Annotated in this window: 21 protein-coding genes; 10 read left to right on the forward strand and 11 right to left on the reverse strand. The window is 39.3% G+C overall.

The features are described from left to right. Positions 1–91: 91 nt before the first annotated feature. Entirely contained in the window at positions 92–1159 is a 1068-nt protein-coding gene (locus F0226_RS16380) for a hybrid-cluster NAD(P)-dependent oxidoreductase (RefSeq protein ID WP_171736648.1), read from the forward strand. Positions 1160–1398: 239 nt separating this feature from the next. On the opposite strand, the gene F0226_RS16385 is transcribed toward F0226_RS16380, so the two are convergent. From F0226_RS16385 to F0226_RS16400, 4 genes are all read right to left on the reverse strand, one after another. Beyond that, positions 1399–3405: a methyl-accepting chemotaxis protein gene (locus tag F0226_RS16385; protein WP_171736649.1), complete on the reverse strand. Its 2007-nt coding sequence runs from the start codon at positions 3403–3405 to the stop codon at positions 1399–1401. A gap of 539 nt (positions 3406–3944) precedes the next feature. After that, complete coding sequence (locus tag F0226_RS16390) at positions 3945–5381, reverse strand: glyceraldehyde-3-phosphate dehydrogenase (protein ID WP_171736650.1); 1437 nt, start codon at positions 5379–5381, stop codon at positions 3945–3947. A 509-nt stretch (positions 5382–5890) separates the two neighbouring features. After that, positions 5891–6952: a sulfate ABC transporter permease gene (locus F0226_RS16395; RefSeq protein ID WP_171736651.1), complete on the reverse strand. Its 1062-nt coding sequence runs from the start codon at positions 6950–6952 to the stop codon at positions 5891–5893. Beyond that, a complete protein-coding gene (locus F0226_RS16400) occupies positions 6949–7401 on the reverse strand; it encodes a hypothetical protein (protein WP_171736652.1) in 453 nt (150 codons plus the stop codon). Before F0226_RS16400 ends, F0226_RS16395 begins: the two co-directional genes overlap by 4 nt. Before the next feature lie 104 nt (positions 7402–7505). Here F0226_RS16400 and F0226_RS16405 point away from each other — a divergent pair, with 104 nt between their 5' ends. Next, positions 7506–10169: an ATP-binding protein gene (locus tag F0226_RS16405; protein WP_171736653.1), complete on the forward strand. Its 2664-nt coding sequence runs from the start codon at positions 7506–7508 to the stop codon at positions 10167–10169. 63 nt (positions 10170–10232) lie between these two features. On the opposite strand, the gene F0226_RS16410 is transcribed toward F0226_RS16405, so the two are convergent. From F0226_RS16410 to F0226_RS16420, 3 genes are all read right to left on the reverse strand, one after another. Next, a complete protein-coding gene (locus F0226_RS16410; RefSeq protein WP_171736654.1) occupies positions 10233–10469 on the reverse strand; it encodes a hypothetical protein in 237 nt (78 codons plus the stop codon). Positions 10470–10636: 167 nt separating this feature from the next. Then, complete coding sequence (locus F0226_RS16415) at positions 10637–11263, reverse strand: D-Ala-D-Ala carboxypeptidase family metallohydrolase (RefSeq protein ID WP_171736655.1); 627 nt, start codon at positions 11261–11263, stop codon at positions 10637–10639. 148 nt (positions 11264–11411) lie between these two features. Further along, a complete protein-coding gene (locus F0226_RS16420) occupies positions 11412–11726 on the reverse strand; it encodes a DUF496 family protein (protein WP_004730049.1) in 315 nt (104 codons plus the stop codon). A gap of 198 nt (positions 11727–11924) precedes the next feature. On the opposite strand from F0226_RS16420, the gene F0226_RS16425 reads away from it, so the two are divergent. The 6 genes from F0226_RS16425 (at position 11925) to luxQ (ending at position 18373) form a co-directional block, all read left to right on the forward strand. Continuing rightward, on the forward strand, positions 11925–12125 hold the full coding sequence (locus F0226_RS16425) for a hypothetical protein (protein ID WP_171736656.1): 201 nt from the start codon (positions 11925–11927) through the stop codon (positions 12123–12125). Positions 12126–12189: 64 nt separating this feature from the next. Next, positions 12190–12858, forward strand: coding sequence for a YceH family protein (locus F0226_RS16430; protein WP_171736657.1), 669 nt, complete (start codon positions 12190–12192; stop codon positions 12856–12858). 40 nt (positions 12859–12898) lie between these two features. Then, complete coding sequence (locus F0226_RS16435; RefSeq protein ID WP_171736658.1) at positions 12899–13210, forward strand: GIY-YIG nuclease family protein; 312 nt, start codon at positions 12899–12901, stop codon at positions 13208–13210. 67 nt (positions 13211–13277) lie between these two features. Then, positions 13278–14444: a conjugal transfer protein TraF gene (locus F0226_RS16440; RefSeq protein WP_171736659.1), complete on the forward strand. Its 1167-nt coding sequence runs from the start codon at positions 13278–13280 to the stop codon at positions 14442–14444. A 270-nt stretch (positions 14445–14714) separates the two neighbouring features. Next, the gene (locus F0226_RS16445) at positions 14715–15812 is read left to right on the forward strand and encodes an autoinducer 2-binding periplasmic protein LuxP (RefSeq protein WP_171736660.1); all 1098 of its coding nucleotides are present in this window, start codon (positions 14715–14717) and stop codon (positions 15810–15812) included. After that, complete coding sequence (gene luxQ, locus F0226_RS16450) at positions 15812–18373, forward strand: quorum-sensing autoinducer 2 sensor kinase/phosphatase LuxQ (protein ID WP_171736661.1); 2562 nt, start codon at positions 15812–15814, stop codon at positions 18371–18373. The genes F0226_RS16445 and luxQ overlap by 1 nt, the downstream gene beginning before the upstream one ends. Positions 18374–18502: 129 nt before the next feature. On the opposite strand, the gene F0226_RS16455 is transcribed toward luxQ, so the two are convergent. Further along, entirely contained in the window at positions 18503–19168 is a 666-nt protein-coding gene (locus F0226_RS16455; protein WP_171736662.1) for a PilZ domain-containing protein, read from the reverse strand. Positions 19169–19327: 159 nt separating this feature from the next. Continuing rightward, positions 19328–20317, reverse strand: a complete 990-nt coding sequence (locus F0226_RS16460) for a sensor domain-containing diguanylate cyclase (protein WP_171736663.1) — start codon at positions 20315–20317, stop codon at positions 19328–19330. A 191-nt stretch (positions 20318–20508) separates the two neighbouring features. Here F0226_RS16460 and F0226_RS16465 point away from each other — a divergent pair, with 191 nt between their 5' ends. Continuing rightward, positions 20509–20853: a HopJ type III effector protein gene (locus F0226_RS16465; protein WP_171736664.1), complete on the forward strand. Its 345-nt coding sequence runs from the start codon at positions 20509–20511 to the stop codon at positions 20851–20853. Positions 20854–20990: 137 nt separating this feature from the next. On the opposite strand, the gene F0226_RS16470 is transcribed toward F0226_RS16465, so the two are convergent. Both F0226_RS16470 and F0226_RS16475 read right to left on the reverse strand, forming a co-directional pair. Continuing rightward, positions 20991–21299, reverse strand: a complete 309-nt coding sequence (locus tag F0226_RS16470) for a DUF1289 domain-containing protein (RefSeq protein WP_171736665.1) — start codon at positions 21297–21299, stop codon at positions 20991–20993. A 193-nt stretch (positions 21300–21492) separates the two neighbouring features. Next, positions 21493–24471, reverse strand: coding sequence for a hypothetical protein (locus tag F0226_RS16475; protein WP_171736666.1), 2979 nt, complete (start codon positions 24469–24471; stop codon positions 21493–21495). Positions 24472–24873: 402 nt separating this feature from the next. Here F0226_RS16475 and yegD point away from each other — a divergent pair, with 402 nt between their 5' ends. Further along, entirely contained in the window at positions 24874–26229 is a 1356-nt protein-coding gene (gene yegD / locus F0226_RS16480) for a molecular chaperone (protein ID WP_171736667.1), read from the forward strand. Positions 26230–26248: the final 19 nt, after the last annotated feature.

A 26248-nucleotide genomic window follows, 5' to 3' on the forward strand; every position in this document is an offset into this window, starting at 1 on the left:
CCGAGGTTTTTTTACATTTACGCATTCAATAAAGCCTATTTTCACTGGTTGATTATAAGGTCGGCTATTTCTTTAAAAGGTGTTCTGAATTATGTATGCATGGTCTGAAAGTGACTCTATCTCATTAGTTTGTCTTAAAAAATGGTATGAAACTGAGGATACCGTTAGCTTCGAGCTCGGCAGTATTCCACAAGATCTCAAATTTAATTTTAAGCCGGGGCAGTTCATTACTTTAGGCTTACATATGCCCGAGAAACTGGATTACCGAGCGTATTCCATTAGCTCTCGTCCTGATGAAAATCGCTTAAAATTGACAGTGAAACGAGTCGAAGGTGGCTTGGTTTCTAACTTCATTATTGATGAACTGGATGAAGGTGATGAAGTTTCAGTGCTGAAACCCGCTGGTGGTTTTAACTGTATTGATTGCCTGCCATCTAAGACCAACAAAGTGACGCTTGTGAGTGCTGGTTGCGGTATCACACCAGTCATGGCGATGGCGAAATACTGGCTTGCTTCAGACAGTAAAATCGACATTGATTTTATCCATATGGCAAGAGACAAAAGACAAACGATTTACTTTGAAGAGCTTAATCAACTCAATGAAGAGTTTGATAACTTCCACTTAAAGCTTTTACTAAAAGACAACCAAGGCACGGCATTTCCTCAAGGTCGATTAGATAAAAATTGGCTGGTGACGCTGAGCCCAGATATTTTAGATAGAACCGTTTATTTGTGTGGTCCAATTGGGTTTATGCAAGATATTGAAAGCTACTTGAAAGAGTTAGAATTCAATATGAGTAACTTTTATCAAGAGAGTTTTACTCCCGCAGAATCATTGAGTTGTGACATTGAAAGTAATGAAGATCAAGCGGCTGAACAAAATGCTGCAAGTGGCGCGGTCAATGTATTTGTTCCTGCATTTGGCGTTGAGCTTGAAGCGCAGCAAGGTAGCCCATTGATTGATTCACTTGAGAAAGGTGGTGTGCCTGTCATTGCAGCTTGTCGAAGTGGTATCTGTGGTTCATGTAAGTGTAAGGTTACGAAAGGCTCTGTCACTTCAACCAGTACTGAGACTCTAACTGAGGAAGAGATAGAACAAGGTTATGTACTTGCGTGCTCAAGCACCATCAATGCCGATGTCGAAGTATCATTAAATTGATTTTACGTTTTGGTGCTTACCTGTTTTAGAAATGCTGAAATAGAAAAAGGAGATCGCTATGATCTCCTTTTTAATTACTTTGCTGTTGCTGTTGCTGTTGCTGTTGCTGTTGCTGTAGCATTTTTTGCAACGACAATCGCTGTCGATATCAATAGCTCTGGATATCAATAGTTCTCGATATCAAAGAAGCTTGATATTAAAGCAGTTCTTGATATCCAAAAGCCTTTGATGGCAGAAAGTTAGCTCACTTTGAACTTGCTGATGGTTTCTGTCAGCTTATTAACGGTTTGGTATTGAGAGTCAATACGCTCAACCATTTCGTTAGTGCTATTCACGCCACTTTCAGCCAGCTGATCAACCGCGACTGTTTGTTTGCTGATTTCGCCAGAGGCAGCAGCTTGCTCAGATACCATAGAAGCAATCTCACGAGACTGACTGTCTATTAGTTCGATTGCCTGTCGAATGTCTTTCAGTTTTTCATCAACAGACATAATCGTTTGTACGCCAAGTTCGGTTTTAGAACGACCCACTTGCATTGAATCTACAGCATTACCTGCGGATTCCTGAAGCGTTGAAATGATGCTTTCAATATCAACTGTTGATTCTTGCGTTCTTTGAGCAAGTGTTCGTACTTCATCGGCTACAACCGCAAAGCCGCGACCTTGCTCACCAGCACGAGCTGCTTCAATTGCTGCATTCAGTGCTAATAGGTTCGTTTGGTCTGCAATACCACGAATAACTTCAAGTACGCTGCTGATAGAAGAAGCGTTATCATTCAGAACTTTGACCACTTTTTCAGACTTAGATACGTCTTCATAAATGTCATTCATTAACTGAGTAGCTTCACTTGCTAGATTTTGCCCTTCTTGAGAACGTTCAGTTGCGCCAGATGCTTGCTGTTGAGCATTATTCGCGTGATCAGAAATACCATGAATGGTCTGAGTCATTTCATTAGCCGCAGTCGCAATTTGCTCGATGTACCCTTTTTGATGAAAGATATTAGAGCGAAGCGTGTTGGCAAGACTATTCAGTTTAGTGGAATCATCACTCACGGCATGACTAGCCTCAAGGCTAGAAATTGTCGTGCTTTGAATGTCGCTAACAAAGTTGTTGAAAGATTGGCTTAATTTACCAAGCTCATCATTTTTATCATATTGCAGGCGTTGTGTCAGATCACCTTCACCATTAGCAATATCATCCATAGCGGACACCACTTCACGTAGAGGTCTTGATACGAAGTAGTTAATTAGGGCAAATAAACCTAGAGCCGATGTAATTAAGAAGACTGCAATAGTCAGTAAAGTTGTCCAGAATGTTGCTCGAATAGGTTCAGTGATTAATGATTTAGGTACCATGAAACCAATACGCCAGTCCAAAGCCATTGTGTTATCAACAATAGATTCAGTGTGCACAACGTAGTCATTACCTTCGAAAACCACTTCGCTGCTGAATTCATCATTCGCAACGGCATCTTTCGATAGTTGAGTAAAGCCACTTGTGTCGCCAAAAATTTGGTCGATATCAGACAGGGACGGTAACTGGGACATATCAATCTGATTGTTATCATTAAAGGCAATGATTCGACCGTTTGATGAAATTAAGAAGCCTTTACCCACGCCGTCATACTTCATTTGATCAATCAGGTCTTTTTTGATCACTGTACCTAGAATATCAATACCGAGTACGCCAACTAACTGACCACGGTTATTTTTTACTGTGGTTTTGATTGAAGTAACAATGCTGCCATCATTTGCATCAATTTCAGGCTCGGTAATGAATAGGCGATCTTTACCTAGGGCTTCAGACCACCAAGGTCTTTTACTCGTATAGTAAGTTAAATCATTGTAGCGACCGTTTATATCAAAATACTCATGAGTACTTGCTGGCGCAAAAAAGACTGATTTGATGTAAGAGTCGTGTGTTGAAATGCTTTTAAATGATTTCACAATTGACTGATAGGCTTTGTCTTCTGAGATTTCTGAGCCGCGTTCAGTATAATTTTCGAACCAATCGGTAAGAGAGCTTGTTGAAGCTAGGGTTGTTACAACACGAGAGCGTTCACGAAAGAATTCTTTAATTGAACTCGCGGTATTGTCTGTAACTAGCTCGAGTTCTTGGTTTGCGCTGTTTTCGACTGTTGCATAACGCGATTGGAGAGAGAAGTAACCACTAACAACAGAAATCGAGAGGAGTATTAGGGTGGTTGCTAGAATCACCTTTTTTGCAATTGTATCATTTAATTTCATGTTTTTTCCTTTCACTTGAGAGGGCATTAAGGTTTAACTTAAACTCAAGTTTTTAAGATATAACGACCTAGTATTTTTCGGTTTTGAAGCATAAGCCTCTAAGTGCAAACGTTTGCTACAATACAATGGCTGGAAAATCAGTCAAGAACCTATTGCATATATTACAGCTTAAATAACATTTCAATTATTAAGGTTAATCTTCTTTGTATCGTACAATAAAAACTGGACCTCGCATGATGGTTTTGTTGTAGGAAATGGCTGATAATTGCTCAAAAGTGACTCGATTTATTTTAAAGTAGTGTCTGTTTCTTTGCCTTGCTTACATAATGTCCATATATAAAAAAACCGCTCAACTAGGAGCGGCTAAATAGGGGGAAAGCTGTAGCGAGACGGTTAATCAAAACTACATGAATTGTGGTCATGATTAACTTGGCTTTGATACAGCGATATTTTTATCTTTATTATGTTGTGGAGCCTGTGACATAACGGCTAAATACTCAAAGATTTATACCGTTATTATATGTGCTAGAAGCTAGATCCTAGGCGTTAGGGTACGTTTTATAACGAACGCCCATCATTTGTTCCATACAATGGACAACTTGGCAGCTATAACCGAATTCATTGTCGTACCAAATGTACAGTACAGCGCGGTTGTCTTGAGCAATAGTAGCGACACCATCTACCACACCAGCATGTCTTGAACCTACTAGGTCAGTGGATACAATTTCAGTTGAATCCGTGTAGTCAATTTGAGCTGAAAGTGGAGACGTCAGAGCCATTTCTCGTAAGTAGCTGTTTAACTCTTCTTTATCTGTCCCTTTCTCTAGGTTCAAATTTGCGACAGCCATTGAAACATTCGGGGTTGGAACGCGTATTGCGTTGCCCGTTAATTTACCTGCCATTTCAGGCATTGCTTTAGCTACTGCTTTTGCTGCACCTGTAGAAGTAAGAACCATGTTTAATGAAGCGGCACGACCACGACGATCACCAGAGTGGAAATTATCAATTAGGTTTTGATCATTAGTAAATGAATGAACGGTTTCGATATGTCCTGAAAGCACACCGTATTTATCATGGACCGCTTTTAATACCGGAGTAATCGCATTGGTTGTGCAACTTGCCGCGGAGATAATAGTGTCTTCAGGTTGGATAACGTCTTCATTTACGCCGAATACTACATTCTTGATGTCACCTTTACCTGGCGCAGTAAGCAATACTTTCTTCGCACCATTACAAGCAACATGTTGGCTAAGACCTTCAGAGTCACGCCATACACCTGTGTTATCAACAACCAGTGCGTTATTAATACCGTAAGTCGTGTAATCAATATCTTCAGGTTTGTTAGCGTAAATGACCTGAATGTAATTACCGTTTACGATGATGGCTTTTCGCTCTTCATCAACAACAATGCTGCCGTTAAATTGACCATGTACTGAATCTCTGCGGAGTAAACTTGCACGTTTTTCTAAGTCACCCTTCTTACCGCCTCGAACCACGATCGCACGTAAACGTAATGGGTAGCCAGGTCCACTTTTCTCAATAAGTAGGCGAGTCAATAAGCGACCTATTCGACCAAACCCATAAAGTACAACGTCGCGAGGTTCTGTCATCGCTTCGCCATTTAAAGACTCTAGCAGAGCAGTTTGTAGGAAATCGTCTAAGCCTGCAGTGTCTTCTCTGTCTTGCCAAAACATGTGGGCAAGACGACCTACATCAATACGGCAAGGAGAAAGGTCCATGCTAAGTAAATGTTGGATAATAGGTTGAGTTTGTTCAGGTGTAAGAGGTGAGCCAGTGTAACGTTTTGCAATACGGTGAGCTTTAATTATGTCGATGGTGGTTGCATTAACCAGTGTCTTTCCAAAGAGGATAACTTCTACGCCTTTTTGACGATAAAGTTGACCTAAAGTTGGCGAAATTGATTCAGCAATCGTTTGGCTAGTTTGCCAGTCTAGAAGGTGCTTTTCAGGGCTCATCTTAACTCGGGACCTTTTTCACGTTATTGGGTGCATTGTGGCGAGTGTAGGGTTGCCATAATGCATGGGGAATTAATCATCACGGTGACAGTCTTAATGCTGTTCTTTGTTTCAAACTAATATTTTAATATGAACGGTTTAAAACTCATGTTATTAAAAATAATGCTTTCATGGCATAGCCATAATGTCGGTAATGAATGCCATAAACTAAACAATCGAATACCAATCTAAAGTAAACCTCTAAATAATAGGGATGTTTACATTTTGTAATTTTTATGTGGCGGGATTGTAGGGTATGAAGTGTTATTCTGCTAGTAAAATTAAATGCAGATATAATGACTGAATGGTTGTGGTTTATTAGGGTATTAGTGATGTTTAGTGAACGTTTTCACTATTGACATTTATAGGCGTGGTAACTTAATTTTCGATAAAAAATACTTACATCAAAGTTGAATGCAAAAGTTACAAAAAGGCGCTCATAGTATTGAGTTTCTAATCCCAAATTAAACTCAAAAGGTGAACGATAAGCCAATTGAATATATGTTTACTTTGCTTTGTATAGTTTGAGTTGGGTTTTGTGGAACGGTGAAGTGTCCATTTATAGGTTTTTCGCGCCCCCAAATGTGTTGCCACTCAACATAAGTGCTGACATTAGGGAGCAATGAATATTTGGCACCAACTAGCACTGACTCATTATTTCTAAGCTTTTTACGCTGGCTATAAGTGATGTATGGGCTCCAAGAATCAAACAGGTAGTTTGCGCTGATGTACCAATTGCTATGGATATTTTGAGATAAAACGACTTCAGACATCAGGTTGATGTTACCCAATAAGTAATTAACCCCTAAGGTGAAAAGCTCCAGTTCTTGAGAGCCTGTAATTGATTGCACTAAATCTTGTTTATAGTTTGCATGTAAATAACTAGCCCTAAAATGCGTGTTATCTAAATTCAGTTCTGCCGTTATGCCTAGTGTATCTCGTGATTTTATGACGACATTCTGCCCTTGAACGGTGTAATCGGTTTCTTTTGGTACAGCCCCAAATGCAAGAAGGCGAAGATGTGCTTCATCATTTATCCAGGTATCCCACTCTATTGCAGCACCATCAAAGTAAGTAAAGCCAAGCACGCTGTTATAAACATCTTGAGGGGGACGAAGCCAAGGGTATGCTTCTGATACATAATAATATTCAGAAATCATGAATAAAGGGACGCGTAGCCGACCAATTTTGGTGTTAAGTTCCCCATATCGATACGCGATATATGCCCATTCAAGACTGGGGTTGGAAAACTCATCACTAGGTGCTTTCACGACTTGTACTGAGCTTCGAAAGTGATCACTCATTTCCCAATCTAATTGAATCCCCAAAGTGGTATCACAGTCAAAGCACCATTCATCATCCAAATTTAATTGGTAAAAGGTTGGAATTTTTTGGTCAGTCACCGTTGCACTTTGGGTACCAAATCCACTTATTCTAAATGTATCTGTTACATCGATAGCCGCTATTGATATCGCAGGTAAAAATGATGTCACAGGTATAAAAGCCAATAAGAGTAGAGATTTAATCTTCATAACTCTTCCTTAATTTTTATTTTATAAAGTATTTTGACGTTGTTAGGCAGTTGATCTAACGGATAATAAGCAATGCCTGTTGGTGTGCTTTTAAGCCAAATAAGCACACTTTCTAAATCTTCATTTTTTAATTGGAACGGAAGCGAAGCTCTGCCAGAGAAGCTCTGCTTTGCCCAAATAGATTGCATTTGTGATGGATTTTTATTCAGTAAAGATAAATAGAATTTTTTTCTAAGATCTGATTTTGGTGGGAGATCGAGTAGTTTTATATGGCTATCGCCGATACGGTCGGTTTTTCCTCGGTATAGCATCTTAACTTGTATGGACTTAAGTTTATGAAACTCTAAGTTCATTGATATGACAGCGTATTCTTCGGCTTTGATGGCCAAAGAAGTAAAAAGTGCGAACCACAATATCGACAGGGCGACTAAAAACGACCGTCTTATCATTTATATTTTATCCAAAGTCCATTTTGAACAATTATTTTTATTTATTGACTACTATTAACATAGGCTAGGCAAAATTACTTTCAAGGAAGGGAGTGATTATTATAATGATAAACGTCTCAATTAGGCTTCGACTCATCATTCTATCTACGATCTCTGTACTCATTATATTCGGCTTTACTGTTAATGAGTTTTTAAATAATAAAAACAAAGTAGATGGGTATGAGGTTACACAGATAAAAACAGAGTTATTGCAATTGTTTGGTGTTCTTTCTAACAGTACTTATCAGCTTTTAACGAGTGACGCAGGTATGGTGGAAAGGGATGCTTTGATCAATGATATAAATGTGACGCTTCAAGAATTTGATAGAAAAAACAAAATACTATCTGTCTACCGAGCTCAATTTGATTTTTCTTCAGAAATTGAAGAACTGAGCGATATTGTTAATGAAATGCCCGGAGCATCTATTCAAGAGACCCGATCTATGGGTGATTGGCTTTTCGATGTACAGCAAGAAACCTTAGATGCAATTATTAAAATTAATGGCAATATTACTAATGCCGATATTATAAAGTCAGAGCAACTTTACTCTGATCTGAGCCAATTTGTCTTTTGGATGCAAAAAGAAGCTTGGCTGAGCTTTTGTTTATATATTGATCCTGAATCAAAGAGTTCTGAGGTTCTAAATTATTTGGGCGCAATAGAAAGGCAAGAGCGATATTTAGAAAGGTTTTTACAATTTGGTGCGACTTCCTACCAAACAAATGAGTTACTTACTGTTTTTTCTCGAAGCGATTATCAAGAAAGCTTACGCATTAGAAGCCGTATTCTGAGTGAGCAAGCCCTTCCTAGTGAAATATACAGCTACGTGAAGAACCTTGAACAAAGACATAGCAGTATTCTCCTTGTCATCGATAACTATACTAAAAACCTTAAAACTCAATTAATCGATAAAGCTAAAGAGCAAAAGAGAAGTATTTTATACATAAGCTTTTTGCTTTTAGCTGTGGCAGGTTTAGTCATATTTCTCGGTTATACCACTTCATCAAGAATTAACCGTAAACTATCCATTATATTGCATGGCATGCTGGGTAGAAGTACTGGTGATAAAACACCTAAAAAGATAGAAGTAGACGGCAATGATGAGCTTGCTATTTTTGCCCATGCTGTAAATGAAATAATGATTAAAGAACAGCAACATACTGTTGAATTGATTCAAGCAAAAGAAGACGCTGTTTCAGCCAATAAGGCAAAAAGTGCTTTTCTTGCCAATATGTCACATGAAATTCGAACGCCTTTAAATGGCATCATCGGTATGGCTGAGATTTTATCTGAAAGCGATTTGAACGTGAGTCAAAAAGAAGTGCTGGCCGATATAGAGTCTTCTTCACACGCATTACTTGTTCTACTAAATGACATTCTTGATTTATCCAAAATCGAATCAGGTAATCTAACACTTTCCCCTCATTCATCCGATTTACGCGAAGCGGTTTATGACTCGGTGAGTGTGATTTTGTCTAAAGCGATTAGTCAGAATGTCGAACTCGAAATCAATATTGATTCAAACGTCCCTCCTCAACTATTTTTTGATGAACATAGGCTAAGGCAGGTACTGACTAATCTATTGTCTAACGCGATCAAATTTACGCCTTCTGGAACCATTATTACATCGGTGAGTTATATTGCTTTGTCTGATTCTCAAGGCATGGTGGAGTTTCATGTTTCTGACACGGGTATTGGCATTGAACCTGAAAAGCTCGACTCTATCTTTGAACCTTTTACACAAGAGGATGGCAGTATTACTCGCCAGTTTGGTGGGACAGGTCTTGGTTTGGCAATTTGTCGACAACTAGTGGAACTCATGGACGGTAAAATAGAGGCTAACTCGGTAAAAGGAATCGGCTCTACTTTTAAGTTCAATATCACTGCTGATGTGGTGGAAAGTAATGATAAAGTGCTTGAGCATTTGAAGAGTGCAGTGATCATTTCTAACTCATTCAGTTATGTAAACCAGTTACATAAAGAGTGTGAGCGAAATGGCATTACTGTTGATTTGTCTCCATCCGTCAAAAGCTTAGTGAGTGATAGTTTAGTAAGTGAAAGCTTAAACTACGACTTTATTTTGTATTGCCATACATTGCACCATTCTCTCAATAAAGATCTCGAAGAGTTACATTTAAGATACCCGCAGCAAAAAATCATTGTTTGCCAGCATCATTTATTCAAAACCAATGTTCTTCATGAGGCTGTACATTCTACGCACACATTACCTTTCCTTGGTAAACGCTTTTTGAACAGCTTAGTCGCGTTAGATAACTTTAAACCACCTTTGACAGGTCATTTCAGCAATCAAAAATTGGTCACTGAAAGTGACTTAAACAGGCGACCTCTTAATAGAAAAATTCTGATTGTTGAAGACAACTTGATGAATCAAAAAATTGCCAGTTTTTTCCTAGAAAAAGCCGGGTATGAATATTTGGTGGCGAGTAATGGTCAAGAAGCGGTTGATGCGATTACGCAAGGCGGTCAGTTTGATGCCATTTTGATGGATTGTATGATGCCTGTTATGGATGGTATTACCGCCACTCGGGCGATACGAGATTGGGAAGTACAGCAAGGTCTTGGAAAGCTGCCAATCATTGCATTAACCGCCAGTGTGCTTGATGAGGACATTAAGCACTGCTTTGATGCTGGTATGAATGCGTATTTACCTAAGCCTTACAAATCCCATCAACTTTACGACTTGTTCAACACTCTGCAATTAGCCTAAGTCGACTAAGCCGATACTCATTACCTTGTAAATTAAGAGGTAAGAGTGTCGACTATTTGGTATTTATCGGACTTCTAAGCCAAGGTTATATTGTGCAAGACAGCGCGTGACGTAACTTATCTTCAAGAATGCAGCAACGAGAATAGTACTTATATGAGCTGCAATTTGTACGGGAAGAGAAAATTTGTCTGCTAATGGGTAGGCCATAATGATACTCACGAGCATGAGTATTGCGGTTAATAGCAAAGCAACGTTTGATACAGATAAAAGAGTTTGAAAGCGCTGAGTTGAATTCGACATATTGACCACCTAAAGATAATGATAACGACTATTATTCTTATAGCGAGATCTGTGCCAATTTATAAAAATGATTTAAATCAATGTTTTGTTTAATTTTATAATTATTATAAAGTCATTTTGACACTTTACGTTATAGTCTTTTGGTGTTTATGAAGTCTTAATGACTCTTACCAACTTCGAAATCCACATGTATCAATATGGAATCGAACACCGGAATACAACCCAAGACCCACATTAAACTCTTGCCCATACTTGGCGTGAATTGACTTTAATTTTTTATGAAGTTCTGCACGGCTAATATCTTGTGATGGGACAAGGTCTAATGCGCAAAAATTTAAATGTTTGCTGCGTAGGGCTCCTCCTGCTTGTTTATTATAAATATCAGTACGCTCCCCAGAAACAGGTATCACAATACCAAGCTCAGGCTCTATGTATGTTTGAATAAACTTCAGTGTATTAATCATGTTTGGCAGGTTTTGTGCGTTAGGGAGAGTAAATAAGGTTGTGTTATTCATCACCCAATCAGTACCTTGCAATAGAATCAGGTGCAGCGGCATTTTGCTGGTGACCCCTGCATCTCGTAATTGTGTACCAATCTTAAGTACTTTTTCTTCTGCGTGGTTTAGAAGCATCCAGCCTCTAAAAGCGGCTCTAGTCGGTACTTTATAACCATGGATGTCGACGACTAAATCATCGTAGGTCATTTCCATATCGTCAGATTGGAGTTTTTCTAAAGCTTCTGAGTGAGGTTGTGTCGCAGTAAGAAGAAGTGTGATCAATAGATGCGAATACATAGTCTAGCCCCTTTGAGAGAGATGTAATGAGTATAGACGGTGTTATCTAATTGACATGTAAGGATAGGTTGTTGAAGTAGATCGACAGGCAATAAAAAACTCACGACTAAGCGTGAGTTTATAAAATAACCTAACTAAGACAAGTAAATTACTTTTTACCTTGAGTTTGCTTATCTTCTTCTGTTAGTTCGCGAATACGGCGGCTGATATCACGACGCGCTTTCGAAATCTCTGCGCTCTTAATGATGTGGTCATCAACACGATCTTCGTAATCGGCTTTCATGTTTTTAATGATGCCAAGAATTTCATCATGAGTCATTTCTGGTTTGATGTAGTCCAGAAGGTTATCAAGTAGATCAACACGCTTACGGTTGTCACGAACTTTCTTCTCGTTGTCTAGCAATTCACGTTTAAGTTTGTTTTTACGACGTGCTTGGTTCACGATTTCAAATACGCTGCTCATAGATTCCCTTTTCCTAATCTTGATAATACGTTGTCTACCTTTGATTAAAACACATCAAATGGTGATGTAACAGTCTTTAGATCAAAGCAAAAGTAAGGTTGTGTATTAATTGGACATTCGCATAGGTGGACGATTGTCTTTCGATGATACTTCACTATATTATCTACGCTAGAAATAACATTGATGTGAAAATGCGAAATGAATCAACAAACAATACTGGATGAGTTCGAAGAGGACTATGATCCTGAGTATTCTAAAGAACATGAAAAGATTCGCTCTGCGTATGTGAAAGAACGTAGATATTTAGAAGTGATAGAAATTGAGCTGAATCGTTCTAAAATCATAATGATTGATGAGCAAGGTCGTAAACGTAAAGTCCCTATTTTGTCTGAACACTAGCGTTTAAGTTCGGAAACATTCAAAAATGTTTAGATGGAATCCAAAACAATAATAAGGAAAAACTATGAATATCGTGCTTTCACCTATAGAAGCTAGAATCATTGGTTGTTTGATTGAGAAAGAAGTAACAACGCCCGATCATTATCCATTGACTCTGAATAGTTTGACGACAGCTTGTAACCAAAAAAGTAACCGTGAACCTGTGATGGCACTGTCTGAATCTGATGTTTTGGATGCGGTTGATGGTTTAATTAATCGACGCCTAGTGAGCGATGAGAGTAGCTTCAACAGCCGTGTGAATAAATACCAACATCGTTTTTGTAATACTGAATTTGGTGATCTGCAATTTTCGGAGCAGGAACGTGGCATCATTTGCTGCATGCTATTGCGCGGCGCTCAAACGCCAGGTGAACTTCGTACTCGTACTAATCGCTTAGCTGCATTTAACGATGTTAAAGAAGTAGAAGCGGTATTAGATAAGCTTTCAGTTAGAGAGGCAGGTGCTCTTGTGGTGAAGCTACCACGTGAAGCTGGGAAGCGTGAGTCTCGTTACCAACACTTGTTAAGCGGTGAAGTGGATATCGAAGCGATGGAAAGTGCAGCGCCGTCTCATATTTCATCTTCTTCCTCTGCTGCTGCAAACAATGAAAAGCTTGCAGAGCTTGAGTCTGAAGTGGCGAATTTGAAAGAAGAGTTACGTGAGCTAAAAGAACTCGTTAATTCATTACTTTAATTGAATAACCGTCAATATTTGATTCTGAATATTCCTGTTAATGAATACTACTAACGATAATGCGGATTGGGTCGTCTACTTAATCCGCAATTGCCACAATGCGCTTTATTGTGGGGTGACGAACAACCTTGAACGCCGTTTTCAACAGCACCAAACGGGTAAAGGGGCAAAGGCTTTGAAAGGTAAAGGACCTTTAACTCTGGAGTGGCACATTCCTGCTGAGTCCAAAAGTGTGGCACTCAAAATGGAATACGCTATTAAGCAACTGACCAAAATTAAAAAAGAAAAAATCATTTCTCTTCAATCATCACTTCTGCTTATTGATGGGCAACTCATTATTTGTGATTGTTGATGCATATGTTTCATTGGTAGTGCTAATCTTATTATGCAGTAAATAAAATAATAAGGTGAATACGGATATGAAACACTTCAATAAGTTGGCGCTTGCAGTGGGCTTTGCGTGTACAACATTGTCAGTAAATGCAGCAAACCACGTGGCTGATGGGCGTGGTAATGCAATGGGTAATACAGGCGTAGCATCAGCCGATTACTTAGTTGCTCCTTTTTATAACCCTGCGCTTGGCGCAAATTTCCGTGAACATGACGATTTTGGTTTGTTACTTCCTGCTATTGGAGTAACGGCAAGAGACACAGATGACTCACTCACGACGATAGACGACTTACAAGATGCCATTGATCGTTACGATGATATGATCAACAGCGGTCAAGTTCCTTCCCAAGGTGATATAGATCAGCTAAACGCTTATATGGATGACTTACAAGGTAATTCACCATTAGCCGTCACTGCTGGTGCGAGCATCGCCGTTGCTCTTCCTATCAAAGCCATTTCAACAAACTTGTTTTCTCGTGGGTATGTGGAAGTGATCGCGATAGAAGAAATTGCAGATAATACGGGTAATTCGGCAATTGATGTCGAAAACCGATACAACGATTCTTATGTTGCGATGGCGGCTTTTGGATATGCTGAGCTAGGTATTTCTTTCGCGAAAGAATTCACAATTAAAGAGCAAAGGTTTTCATTTGGTATATCACCAAAATACCAAGAGCTGACAACGTATTCTAATCGTCAAAGAGTAAAAGACTTTGATTTAGAAGATTACGATGAGTCTGAAGTATCTGAAACCGCATTCAACTTCGATATTGGTGCCATGTGGTATAAAGAGAATTTTCAGGTTGGCTTTGCTGTTAAAGACGTTTTGGCTCAAGAAGTTAAATTTTCACAAGGCAGTACAGGGGCTTATGAACTAAACCCTCAAGCAACACTTGGCTTTGCTTATGCCCACGAATATTTCACGCTAGCTGCTGATGCCGATTTAACCTCTCAAGAACGCTTTAAAAACCTTGAAGATGATACTCAATTTATTCGCTTTGGTATTGAAGGTAATGCTTGGGGCTGGGCGCAATTAAGAGCAGGTTACGAGATTGACTTAGAAGATACTTTAGATGATTCATTAACGGCTGGTATTGGGATAAGCCCATGGGATGTCGTTAGCTTTGACTTAGCAGGTAGTTATGCTGGCGATAACCAGTTTGGAGCTTCTGGTAATTTAGCACTGACCTTTTAATTCTTAGTAATCATCAGAAAATTCATTAAGAAAACGCTTATTAAAAATATCAAAAAACCACCGTAACTGGTGGTTTTTATAAGTATAACCAATAAAACATTGTCGATTTATTCCTATAGCAAGATAAAACGGAACGCTGTACCAATGTAATGTTAATTTTCTATCATTTTCTCTATATGTCCTACATAATACAAACAAGTCATACCATGATATGACATTGTGCTAGGTAAAGAAAATGAGCCAAAGTAGCTCATAACAAATGAGAAAAAAATGAAACGTTCACTTATGTTACTTGGGATAGCTTTATGCGCGAGTCCCGCAATGTCACACGGAACACACATACTTAATGATTATTGGGAGTATCAAGAGTTTCTTGACCAACATCCCGAGCAAAATGAACTGACTCAGAAGCTGAATGACGTCGTTCAAAGCCGCCCTAAACCATTAACAATAAAGCAAGAGAAACCGATCACTATCTCTATTGTGTATCCGGGGCAGCAAATATCAGATTATTGGGTGAGAAATATCCAAGCGTTTGAAAAGCGACTAGACCGATTGAAGATTAATTACCAAATTAATCAGGTGTTTACTCGTGTTAATGAAGATATTACCCAGCAAAGTATTTCTTTGCAGGAAGCGATAAAGAATAAGACGGATTATTTAATCTTCACTCTGGATACAACGAGACACCGTAAATTCATTGAGCATGTTTTAAGTTCGACTGATACAAAGTTAATTTTGCAGAACATTACTACGCCAGTACGAGCATGGGATGATCGCCAGCCGTTTATGTACGTGGGTTTCGACCATGCAACAGGCAGCTTAAAGTTAGCTGATTACTTTAAAGAGACAGTAAAAGCAGACGCTCAGTACTCAGTTTTATATCGTTCTGAAGGTTATATTAGTGATGCTCGTGGTGACACTTTTATTCATGATATTAATTCAGAGACTGACTTTAAACTCACCTCATCGTTTTACACAAAAGCGACAAAAGAGAGTGCTTTTAAAGCTGCACAACTTAGCATTAAAAAAAATGAAGACCTCGACTTTATTTATGCATGTGCAACAGATGTGGCACTTGGGGCTGCGCAAGCCATTCAGGAATCTGGTAGAACCGATATACTGGTGAACGGTTGGGGAGGCGGTTCTGCAGAACTTGAAGCACTCGAAAAAGGTGAGTTAGATGTTACCGTCATGAGAATGAATGATGACACTGGTATTGCTATGGCTGAAGGCATTAAATGGGATCTAGAAGGGTATAGTGTGCCGACTGTATATTCTGGAGATTTTTCCATAGTCACAAAAAATGATTCCCCGGAGCGAGTGTCTCGGCTTAAAGCTCGCGCGTTTAGATATTCAGGACAGTAATGAAGAAAAGCTACGCCATTATGCCTCGCAACACCCTAGCAAAATTAATCACTCGTATCATCATACTGGTTATCGGTGTGATGGCGATTGGCGTGCTTATTCATAACTATGAAACTAGTAGTAATATTATTAAGCAAGAGACCAACCGTACTATTAAACAAACCTCTAGCTTGATTCAAAACATGTTTGATTACCGCCTTTCGGTTTTACAAATACATCAAGACAGTAGTTCTAATAACGAGACTCTCCGCAGCTACTTTAAAAGTGGCGATAAAGATGAATTGAACTATTTCTTTTTTGGGATAGATCAAAGGGAGCCAAACCACGCTCCAGATTTACGTTTCATCACCACCCACAATGGTCTTGAATGGGATGATGGCAGTGCCCAATTTTACGGCTTCACTCATAAAAGTTTAGAGAAGGTATCCAATGAGGTTGCTTTTAGCAGTAATTGGCATTTTTTAAAGCTAGATACAGATATGGGTAAGCGCCATTTACTGTCTCGGCGTACTCCAATTATTGATAATGACTCTGGTGAAGTACTTGGGCAGCTATACATAGCAGTCATTCTCGACAATAATTTCTCACTAGCTGAATCTATTCAACAACGCAGTAATTGTGAAAACATCATCATTGAAGCACACGGTAAACCTGTGACTTCAACTTTCAAGGGCAGTGAAAGTTACTCAATTTCTGATGTATTACGTTATGGACCTAAAAGTGAGCTTGATGAACACTTTGTCACGGTTGTCTCTATCACGATTAACCATGTGGAAACCCCGCTCATCATCCGAGCCGTGCAGAAGAACAATAATGTTGTTGAGTTAGAACAGAACTACGAAAAAGCAATTGCAGTGATCATCATTGGTATTCTTTTCTTATCCTTTTTTGCTCGTTCTTGGATTCAGCGAAGAGTCTCTGGTGAACTCGATAAGTTAATGGGTTACACCCGGGCTGCCAGTGAAGGGGATACACATCAAAAATTTGAAGGTTCGGAAATCTTTGAGTTCCATCATATTGGTTGCACCTTAGCTGATGCTTTTGAACGTATTGCCGAGCAAAACCAAAAGTTCGAAGACCTCTTTAACTTTTCTCATTCTCCTATTTTAGTTTGGTCTGAATCTGGTGAATTAATTCAGATGAACCCTGCAGCTCAAATGGCGCTATCGGTTAATGATGATGAAGAGCGCTGGTTTGCCCAAAAGTTTGAGCAAGAGATGCGACCTAACATTAAAATGGTGTTAGATGGTGCGAAACTAACAGGCATTAATATTCCTATTGGAACTAAGGTTTTTCGTTGGAATATTTCAGCGATAACGGTTGAACATGATGTGTCAGGAGTGGTGGTACAAGGCCAAGATATTACAAAGCTGATTGATGCTGAAAAACAAACCAATATTGCACGTAAAGAAGCGGAAAACCTTGCCAATATCCGAGCCGATTTCCTTGCGAAAATGAGCCATGAAATACGCACACCATTAAATGGGATTTTGGGTATATCTCAATTGCTTAAACGAACTGTCGATCATGAAAATAATGCTAAACAGGTCGATATGCTTTGTAATAGCGCAGAGCATTTATTGGCAGTATTAAACGATATTTTAGATTTTTCAAAGATAGAGCAAGGGCAGTTTAATATTCAGAAGAAGGCCTTTCTTTTATCTGATGTCGTCAGTACGTTGAATAGTATTTATAGACCGCTTTGTGAAGATAAACAGGTGCACTTGATTCTAGACAACCGAGTTGCGAAGAGTATTGAGATCAATACCGACCAAGTTCGTTTGAATCAAATTTTGTTTAATTTATTAAGCAATGCAATCAAGTTTACTCATCAGGGGCAGGTGGCGGTTTCTTTTGAATTGGGAACGGCATTTAATATTAATTCTGCAGATTTAATTATTTGCGTAAAAGATACTGGTATTGGAATAGAAGAAGAGAAGTTAGACGTAGTTTTTGAACCTTTTATGCAAGAAGAGGAAACCACTACGCGTGAATATGGCGGAACGGGTTTAGGGCTTGCGATAGTCAAGAACCTAGTTGATATGTTGCAAGGCGATATAAAAGTTCAAAGCTTCAAGGGTGTTGGATCGGAGTTCATTGTTGAAATCCCTATTGAGTATTTTACTCGAACTTTACCCGTTGAACCGACTTTCTCTGAGTTAGACACTAAATCACTATTTGGTGGAGAGTTAAAAGTGTTGCTAGTTGAAGATAACCACACCAATGCTTTTATTGCGCAGGCTTTTTGCAAGAAATATGGAATGAAAGTAACGTGGGCAAAAGATGGGTTAGAAGCTCTAGCACTGTTGCAGCAAAATGTATTTGACCTAATTTTGATGGATAATCAATTACCAAACCTTGGTGGCGTTGAAACAACAAAACGCATTAGGGAAGAGTTCCATATATCAACGCCCGTCTATGCCTGCACCGCAGACACACAAGAGTCGACAAGAGAAAGTTTCATTGCTGCAGGGGCAAACTATGTAATAGTTAAACCTATTAAAGAGAAAGCATTACACCAAGCTTTTGTGCACTTTAAAAAACACTTTTTAGATAGCTAATTTTGCTATGCTTTAGTGCTTATGATTACAGCTATGATTTTCATGTATAGCTTTCAGATAAAGCACTTAAGCTCTAGGTAGAGAGTGAAGGTAGATGGAAGTTACCTTTATTGTTTCTTTTCTTCTGAGCTAAAGAGACCCAGATAAAAACGCCTGCTCTAGCAATTCTTTTTTGAGCTCGTCATTCATCTCCACAGGTTCTTTAAACTGAATACCAATTAACCACCCTTTGTTATGCTTCTTTTTACTGACTACTTGATAAACCAAATCTTCGGGTAAGTGTTCACTTAATGCTGACTGAACTTTTAATTTGATGCCATTATCAATATCAGATTGCTCTGAGAAGTAGAGTCCACAACCTGAAACTGAAAAATCTAAAATAGTGGCATCAAGGATAAGCGTTCCAAAATGTACTTGGCATTCTAGATCGATTTTATAGCGCTCATGTTCTCTGATAGGTTTAGAGGCGTAATTACTTGGTGGACGTAAAAAGAGTAGGTGTGCTGGTTTTGATATGGCGCATAAGATACTGGTTTTAAACGCAATAATATGACCTAGTTCCGTGTCAGTCACCGCTCGTACAACAATATCGACATTGTTGAGCTTGCGTAGAGTTAAGCTTTCAACTGATTTTTGAGAGAGTTCAATGATCAGGTATTGATCTTGTTTACAGCCAACATAAACCCCATTGACTGAAATGGAGTCATTAGGTCCGAAGTTCATAACAGCAGCGGTTCGAATCCCTGATTTTAAATATCGATTCAAATCGACTTTTTTTTCTGTAGATGAGTTCATTCAATTTTAATATTGGTTATGTATATGATTAATATAACGTTCAATATTAAGGATGTCAGTCTTTTCCCTTAGTTATATGTGTATTAATTCATATTTTATAAATCAGCTCGTCATTACTCGAAAAGTTCATAAATCAGAGCTGTTCATGCAAAGTGTCTATCAACTATTTGTTTGTGGTTTGGCTTTTTTCATTTGTTTGTGTCTATACATATTTTGGTCAGCTTCACTCAATAGTGTTTCGAATGACAAAGGGCTATAGCAATCAACAATACTGGCACCAAAACTAATGGAGGTATTATTAAGTTGGACATTAGCATTGGCCGCTTCTTTGTATTTGTCTTCCATTCGGCTTGCCATCAACATCAACTCTCGACGTGAGCCAATTAAGGAGATAATGATGAATTCATCTCCACCTAGACGAGCGACGATATCACTCTCTCTGCAGTTCTTTTGAAGCACTTTAGCTAACGTTATAATGCAACGGTCGCCAGCGTGATGACCAAAATTATCATTCACGTATTTTAGATTGTCGATATCTAAATATACGACGCCAATTGCGTGCTGATATCTTCGGGCATCCTTAAACTTTTGCTCCCCTAGAGCTTTTAACCCTCTGCGGTTACTTACGCCCGTAAGTTCATCCGTAATGGCAAGATCTTTAATTTTATTGAAGTCAGATATCATTTTTAAGTCAGAGGTGATCAGACGACAAAATTGAGTTAATAAAGCCTGAAGAGTGGCGTTGTATTCCGTTGGCTTAGTATCTATCACGCAAATAGTGCCAAAGATTTTCCCGCTTGGCCAATAAATAGGAAGCCCGCAATACGATTGGACATGACCATGTTTTACCGCTGGAGCATTTACCCAATCGACATTATCTGATGCATCGTGAACATAAAGTTCTTGTTTTGTTTCGATAATTGTCCGGCAAAAGCTTTGTATGGATCGAGGCCAGTTATCGCCTTCTTTAAGAAAGTTATCTTCATTTTTGCTAGCAACCACGACACTAAAATCATCTTCGCGCATTTGAACAATGGTTCCGCATGCTGAGTTATAAATTTCAGAGATTAAGTCTACGGTTTGCTGCCATTTTGATAAGTCTAATTGCGCAGGTTTGTTACCTAATAAGCAATTATGTTCATTCAGCATTAAGTAATCTCCTTATTCTTATTTATATCAGTATATACCGATAAAGGTAGAAGGTGTGTATTCACTGTATTAAGCGCGATGACTTTAAATTAAACGAGCATCTACGATGCTGTAAAGTTAGGAATTATCTTTTACTAAATAAAGTGAAACAGGGTAGACTTCGCTCAATCAATTGATATGGAGCACTTTAAATGGAACTTACCTCATTCTTAACTAAACTCGACACTTCACCTGAAAGTATTCAATTCGAAGAGACAATGTTAGTGGTTGAAGCTAACTATACGTTCTCACCGAGTGAATTTAAAAATGGTGAGGTAACGAACCTTGCTGGTGAAAATAATGGTTCGTGTAAAATTTTTGCTTTTGGTGTCTTACAGGGTTTATCAGCAGATCAGACGCTGGCTTGTTTTGGTCAATTTTATCGCAAAGACGTACTCGAATTTCCTGAAAATGATGATCACCAAAACATTCGAAACTTTATGAAATTTGGTTGGGAAGGTGTTCACTTTTCTCAAAAGGCTCTTGCTAAGAAGTAAGAAGTAAGAAGTAAGAAGTAAGAAGGTCAGTCTTTTGATCTTCTTACTATCATTCATACGCCATCATCAACTGCGTCTGTACCTTAAAGGCTGTGCTGCAATATCATGCTGAATATCTAGAATTTAGAATGGATTTTTTATTCGATTGGTAATGCAGTTAAACAGTTTCTGCACATACATAAATTAGCTTTGGCTATAGAGCTAGTGTCTCGCTTTTCAAGTTCAAAACACCAACAAGTTTCTTTACCCATACTAATATCACATTGCGCTGGTTTCTCGCATTGCGGGCAAGTATGCGTTGTTTTTGTGCCATCTAACTTATCCATAATGATCTTTCTATCGTCATCAGAAAGTTTGCCCCAACCCATAATCTCATTGATTGTTCGGTGGCAGCCAGTGCAAATACCACCCTCATTTTTACATGCTGCTTTACAAGGCGTTTTCATTTCAAGAACCATTCATTTCAGAGATGACGGACTCTAGCATAAGTTTGACGGGATTCGTATTGTGCGGCCTAAATTCAAATTAAGCTCTGATAAAAAAGCCAAACATACAGTAAGCATGTTTGGCTTTATTATTACTTTCAGTTGTTATGTAGAGAGTTGTTTCAATAGTTTACCTCTACAGTCTTATTGATATCTAAGGTTGATTTACAGCATCTCCGTTCAAAAATCCTAGTGCGGTTAACTCATCTTCAGAATCTGGGTGTGCATAGTTATTAAACCAAATCTCACCAGTTGCGCTAATGTCGTTACCTTGCCATTCGGTAGAGGTAGTGAACACCTTAACGTTGAACTCTATACCGTTGCTGTATGCAAGCGCCATATAGTCCGTTGCGGTTTGAGCGTCGTCATTATCGTCTGTGTATGAGAAGCTCATGGCAACAATGCCGCGTTCTTCATCATGCATCGTCCAAGTAAATGACATTGATGCATCTGCCATCAGATTACCGTTGTCATCAAACTCTTCGAAAAGACCTGTACCTGCGGTTTCGGTACTATGATCTTCTCCGTAGAAAGTAAGGCGCTCATCATCTGAATGGAACACTAGCTCATCTGAAATGAAGTCAGAACTAAACTTAGGAACTCGATAGTCTTGTTCGTCTTTACATCCATCTAATGCTTCTAGATATTTCGCATAACTGAAGAAGGTGGTAGGTACTTCATTGACGTCATCCCATTCGGAATCATTGGTATTACATTCTTGAAGTGCATCTTCAAGATCTAGCTCAATGTAGGTACCCATCCAAATTTCACCCGCTTCAGGATCAAAGTTGGCGATACGTAATTCATCCTCACCACTACCGTCTGCAATGTACGCTCGGTAATCCCATAGGTTATCTGCATCGTCACCAATTTCTAATAACCCATCTTCATTTATGTTCCAATAGTTATCTCTAGGTTCTCCATTTTTAAAGCGAAGCAATTGATTGTCTGCAGCAAATGCTTCAGTTCGTGTTTGTCGTGAGCCGTTCACTCGGTATAACACTTCACCTTCAAGTTGCATTTCAACTAGGTCGCACCCAGCTAATTGCGCTTTGAAATCAGCGAGAGTAGCGCCAGTTTCCACTTCAGTGATAGGACACCAGCCTTCTAGATTAATCGCTCCTAACAGTGCGGCTTTTGCGACTTCATTGAGTAAGAAACCGTCATCATCTTCAATTCTTTCTCCTGCTTCGAATCGATCGCCTTGATAAACTTTATTGTCGTAAATCGATAGAATGAGTTTATTCGTATCTTCATCCCAATTGTCACCCCATGCCTCACTAGCCGCCATCGGTACATTGAAAGTAATGATACTTTGTTCATTAACGGTTACTTGTTCCCATGTACCAGACCCAACAACGGTGACATTACCTGGCATGTTGGTTTGCTCATCCCAACTCCAATCCATAGAGACGTATACAGCGGTATTATCATCGACAAATTGCACACCGATATCCCAACCTAATGAGATACCTTTCACACTTGAAGTAGCATCACCAGTTTCAGCTTTATCCGCTACAGCGACCATTAGTTCATCAAACGTGACGGCATTGTGCCCATCATCATCAGTATTGCCAGATGCACGCCAGAACCAAGGTTGATTCCAAAGGAAGTACTGATCTGTATCTGGAGTGAGTTGTACAACACCACCCTCAGCGCCTTCTGGGAAGACGGCTTCACTATCAACATAATCGGTAAGCTCACCTGCATTATCTATAATACTTTCACCTGCTAACGCTTTGACATACCCAAATGCTGTAGAGGTTAATGTAGGGATTTCTTTCGGATAGACATTGACAGAGTCGCTCGAAATTGCGATTTCAAACACATCGTTAAAGGCTACCCAGCCAGTCGTTGTTAACGCTATATCTTGGTCATCTTCATCGTATAGGTCTTGTTCCCACATTGCGCCATCAGGTTGAATTTCATAGTTAGCTTGAAGTGAAGCAATGTTGTTTGCCACTTCGAATTTTTCCATGAAAATGCTGACATCAGTTTGTTGTTCACCCATGGAGTCTTGGTAAGAATCTTCATCAGCCCATAAACTGTAGAATGTGCTGTTGGCTTGCATAAAGGCAATAACTTGCTCAATAGGGGATAGGTCAGGGGTGTTTGGTGAAGAATCATCGACATCTAGAATGCCGTCGTTATCATCATCAGTATCTTTGATATCACCAATACCGTCATTATCATTATCTGACGTTTCAGTTGAGTCATAAGGAAGATCATCTTCTAAATCAGGAGTACCGTCGTTATCATCATCCAAATCGGCATTATCACCGATAAGATCTTTATCTGAATCCACCCACTCGGTTGCATCTTGAGGCGCAAAATCTTGGCTATCAACTACGCCATCGCCATCAGAGTCGGTTTCAATCACATAACCATCAGGATCGTTTTCATCAATGATCAAAACCAGTTCATCATCGATACTGAGTTCTTCGCCTTCTTCTAAGTTTGCTTCAAGTTCATCAATGTAATCCGCTACGCCTTCATTCACGGCTTGCGCATCATCCAATAAGGTAGAGCCTGAATTATCTTCGTCAGCATCACTCGCAAGATCTTCAACGGAAGTGGGGAGCACATTATTATCGACTAAGCTTTCGGCACCAAAAGCGGCGGCGGTATTGCCGTCTTCAATAAAGTCTCCGAGAACTTCATCTGTTTCAATGCCTAATTGTGTTGCGACTGTCATCACTGCCTGTTCTTCAGTCATGGAGTCATCACGTTCTAAAATGACATGAACTAAGGTTGAAAGGGGGGTCACATCTTGTTGGCCAGCAGGCGCTGACATTACATAATCACTGACCACTTCTGTGCCAGTGTCTTCATCAATGGTTTGTCCTTTTATTGCCCTAACAATAACAGAGTAACTTTCGGGGTTAGGTATGCCGTTCACATCGAGAGTAGCCTTACCTCCAGCCCCAGTGGTCGCTGATGGTTCATTTGCATCCAATGCAAAGTTGCCATTTAAGTCGAGCCAGACTTGGGCATTTTGTAAGTAGCCATCAATTGCCGTAACGCTATAGCCAGATGATGAAGTGGAGCCACTAGAGCTATCACTATCAAAACATCCGACCAAACCTAAGGTTGATGTTAAGCCGAGTGCTAATACAATCTTATTTTTATTCATTGTTCATCCTAAACAGTTGCCTGTACTTATCTTAAGTCCAATAAAAACTTAGGAAATAGAACGATCTGCGTCAAATATGCCAAGCGATGTGAATCATATTGATGTTCAACTGAATCAAAGTTTTTATTTTATAAAGCGCTGTTAATTAAAGACTATTTATTTATGACTTATATCGTTTTCGTTATGTATGAAGTATCACTCATCTAAATTATTGATAACATACATTTTATAATTTATACAAATTATGTGGTTATTTAATGGTGAGTATCATATTTGTGATGTAGGTCGCCTTTCGTATTGAGGGGTAACTGTCTGTATTTTTGGTATAAAGTCCTTATCAATACTCGTAATCGATCTAGGTTTGTTGTAGCATCTTTCCCCTTTTCTTGAGTGGAGGATAGTATGTTTATTGGATTTGATTATGGCACTGCGAATTGCTCAGTTGCTGCTGTGCTTGATGGTCAGCCAACGTTATTGCCTTTAGAAGGTGAAAATTTTTATATTCCATCCACCGTATGCGCACCTACACGCGAAAGTGTTTCCGAGCACCTATTTCGCCACTTAAATATTAAGCCGAGTGATACGGTTGGCGAGCAAGTTCTTCGTAGAGCTATTGCTGCAAACCGGGAAGAAAGTATTGAACTTGTCCGAGAAGATATGGCATTTGGACAAGCGGCTTTAGATCTTTACCTCGAAGATCCAAGGGACGTTTATTACGTAAAATCACCTAAATCATTCTTAGGTGCTAACGGCTTACATGATGTTCAGATTAGTTTTTTTGAAGATTTGGTTTGCTCGATGATGGCGAATATCAAAACTCAATCAGAGCTCACGACACAAACTGCTATTACACAAGCTGTGATTGGTCGCCCTATTAACTTCCATGGACGTGGCGGTGAAGAAGCGAACCAACAAGCCGAGAGTATTTTGTACCGCGCAGCAACGCGTGCCGGCTTTAAAGATATTGAATTTCAGTTCGAGCCTGTTGCCGCAGGTCTTGAATATGAAAGTACACTTAAAGAAAACAAAACCGTACTGGTTGTCGATATTGGTGGTGGTACAACAGACTGTTCTTTATTAGACATGGGACCTAGCTGGGTAGGGAAAACAGATCGTACCCAAAGCCTTCTTGCTCACAGTGGTCAGCGAGTCGGGGGTAATGATCTTGATATCTATCTTGCATTTAAACAGTTCATGCAGCCATTTGGTTTAGCCAGTAAAAGTTCATCTGGTATTGATATGCCTTTGACTCAGTTCTGGAATCCTATCGCGATTAACAATGTCGAAGCTCAGAAGAACTTTTATTCTCGTGAAAACTTCAACGCACTGAAGTTATTGCGTAAAGAAGCTGCCGAGCCAGCAAAGCTTGATCGTCTACTTAAAGTTTACCAAGACACTTTAGGCTACAGCATTGTTCGAAGAGCTGAAGAAGCAAAAATTGGATTGGCGGACTCAGCTCAATACAGAGCGGCAGTGAGCGTAGCTTCAGAATTGGTTGAAATTGATATTTCCGTTGAACAAATGATTGAAGCGATTGAAACGCCTAAATCAAAAATGGTTGAGCTGGTGAAAGAAGCGATACAGCAAGGACAAAAAACGCCAGATGTGATTTACATGACAGGTGGTTCGGCTCGCTCGCCTATTTTGCGTCAAGCGGTTGAACAAGCTGTGCCTAATGTGCCTATTGTCAGTGGAAATTACTTCGGTTCTGTTACTGCTGGTTTAGCGCGTTGGGCAGACACTTGCTTTAAAAAATAGCGTTCTTAAAAGTAGCTTA

The organism is Vibrio sp. 99-70-13A1 (genome assembly GCF_013114625.1).
Taxonomy (GTDB): Bacteria; Pseudomonadota; Gammaproteobacteria; order Enterobacterales; family Vibrionaceae; genus Vibrio.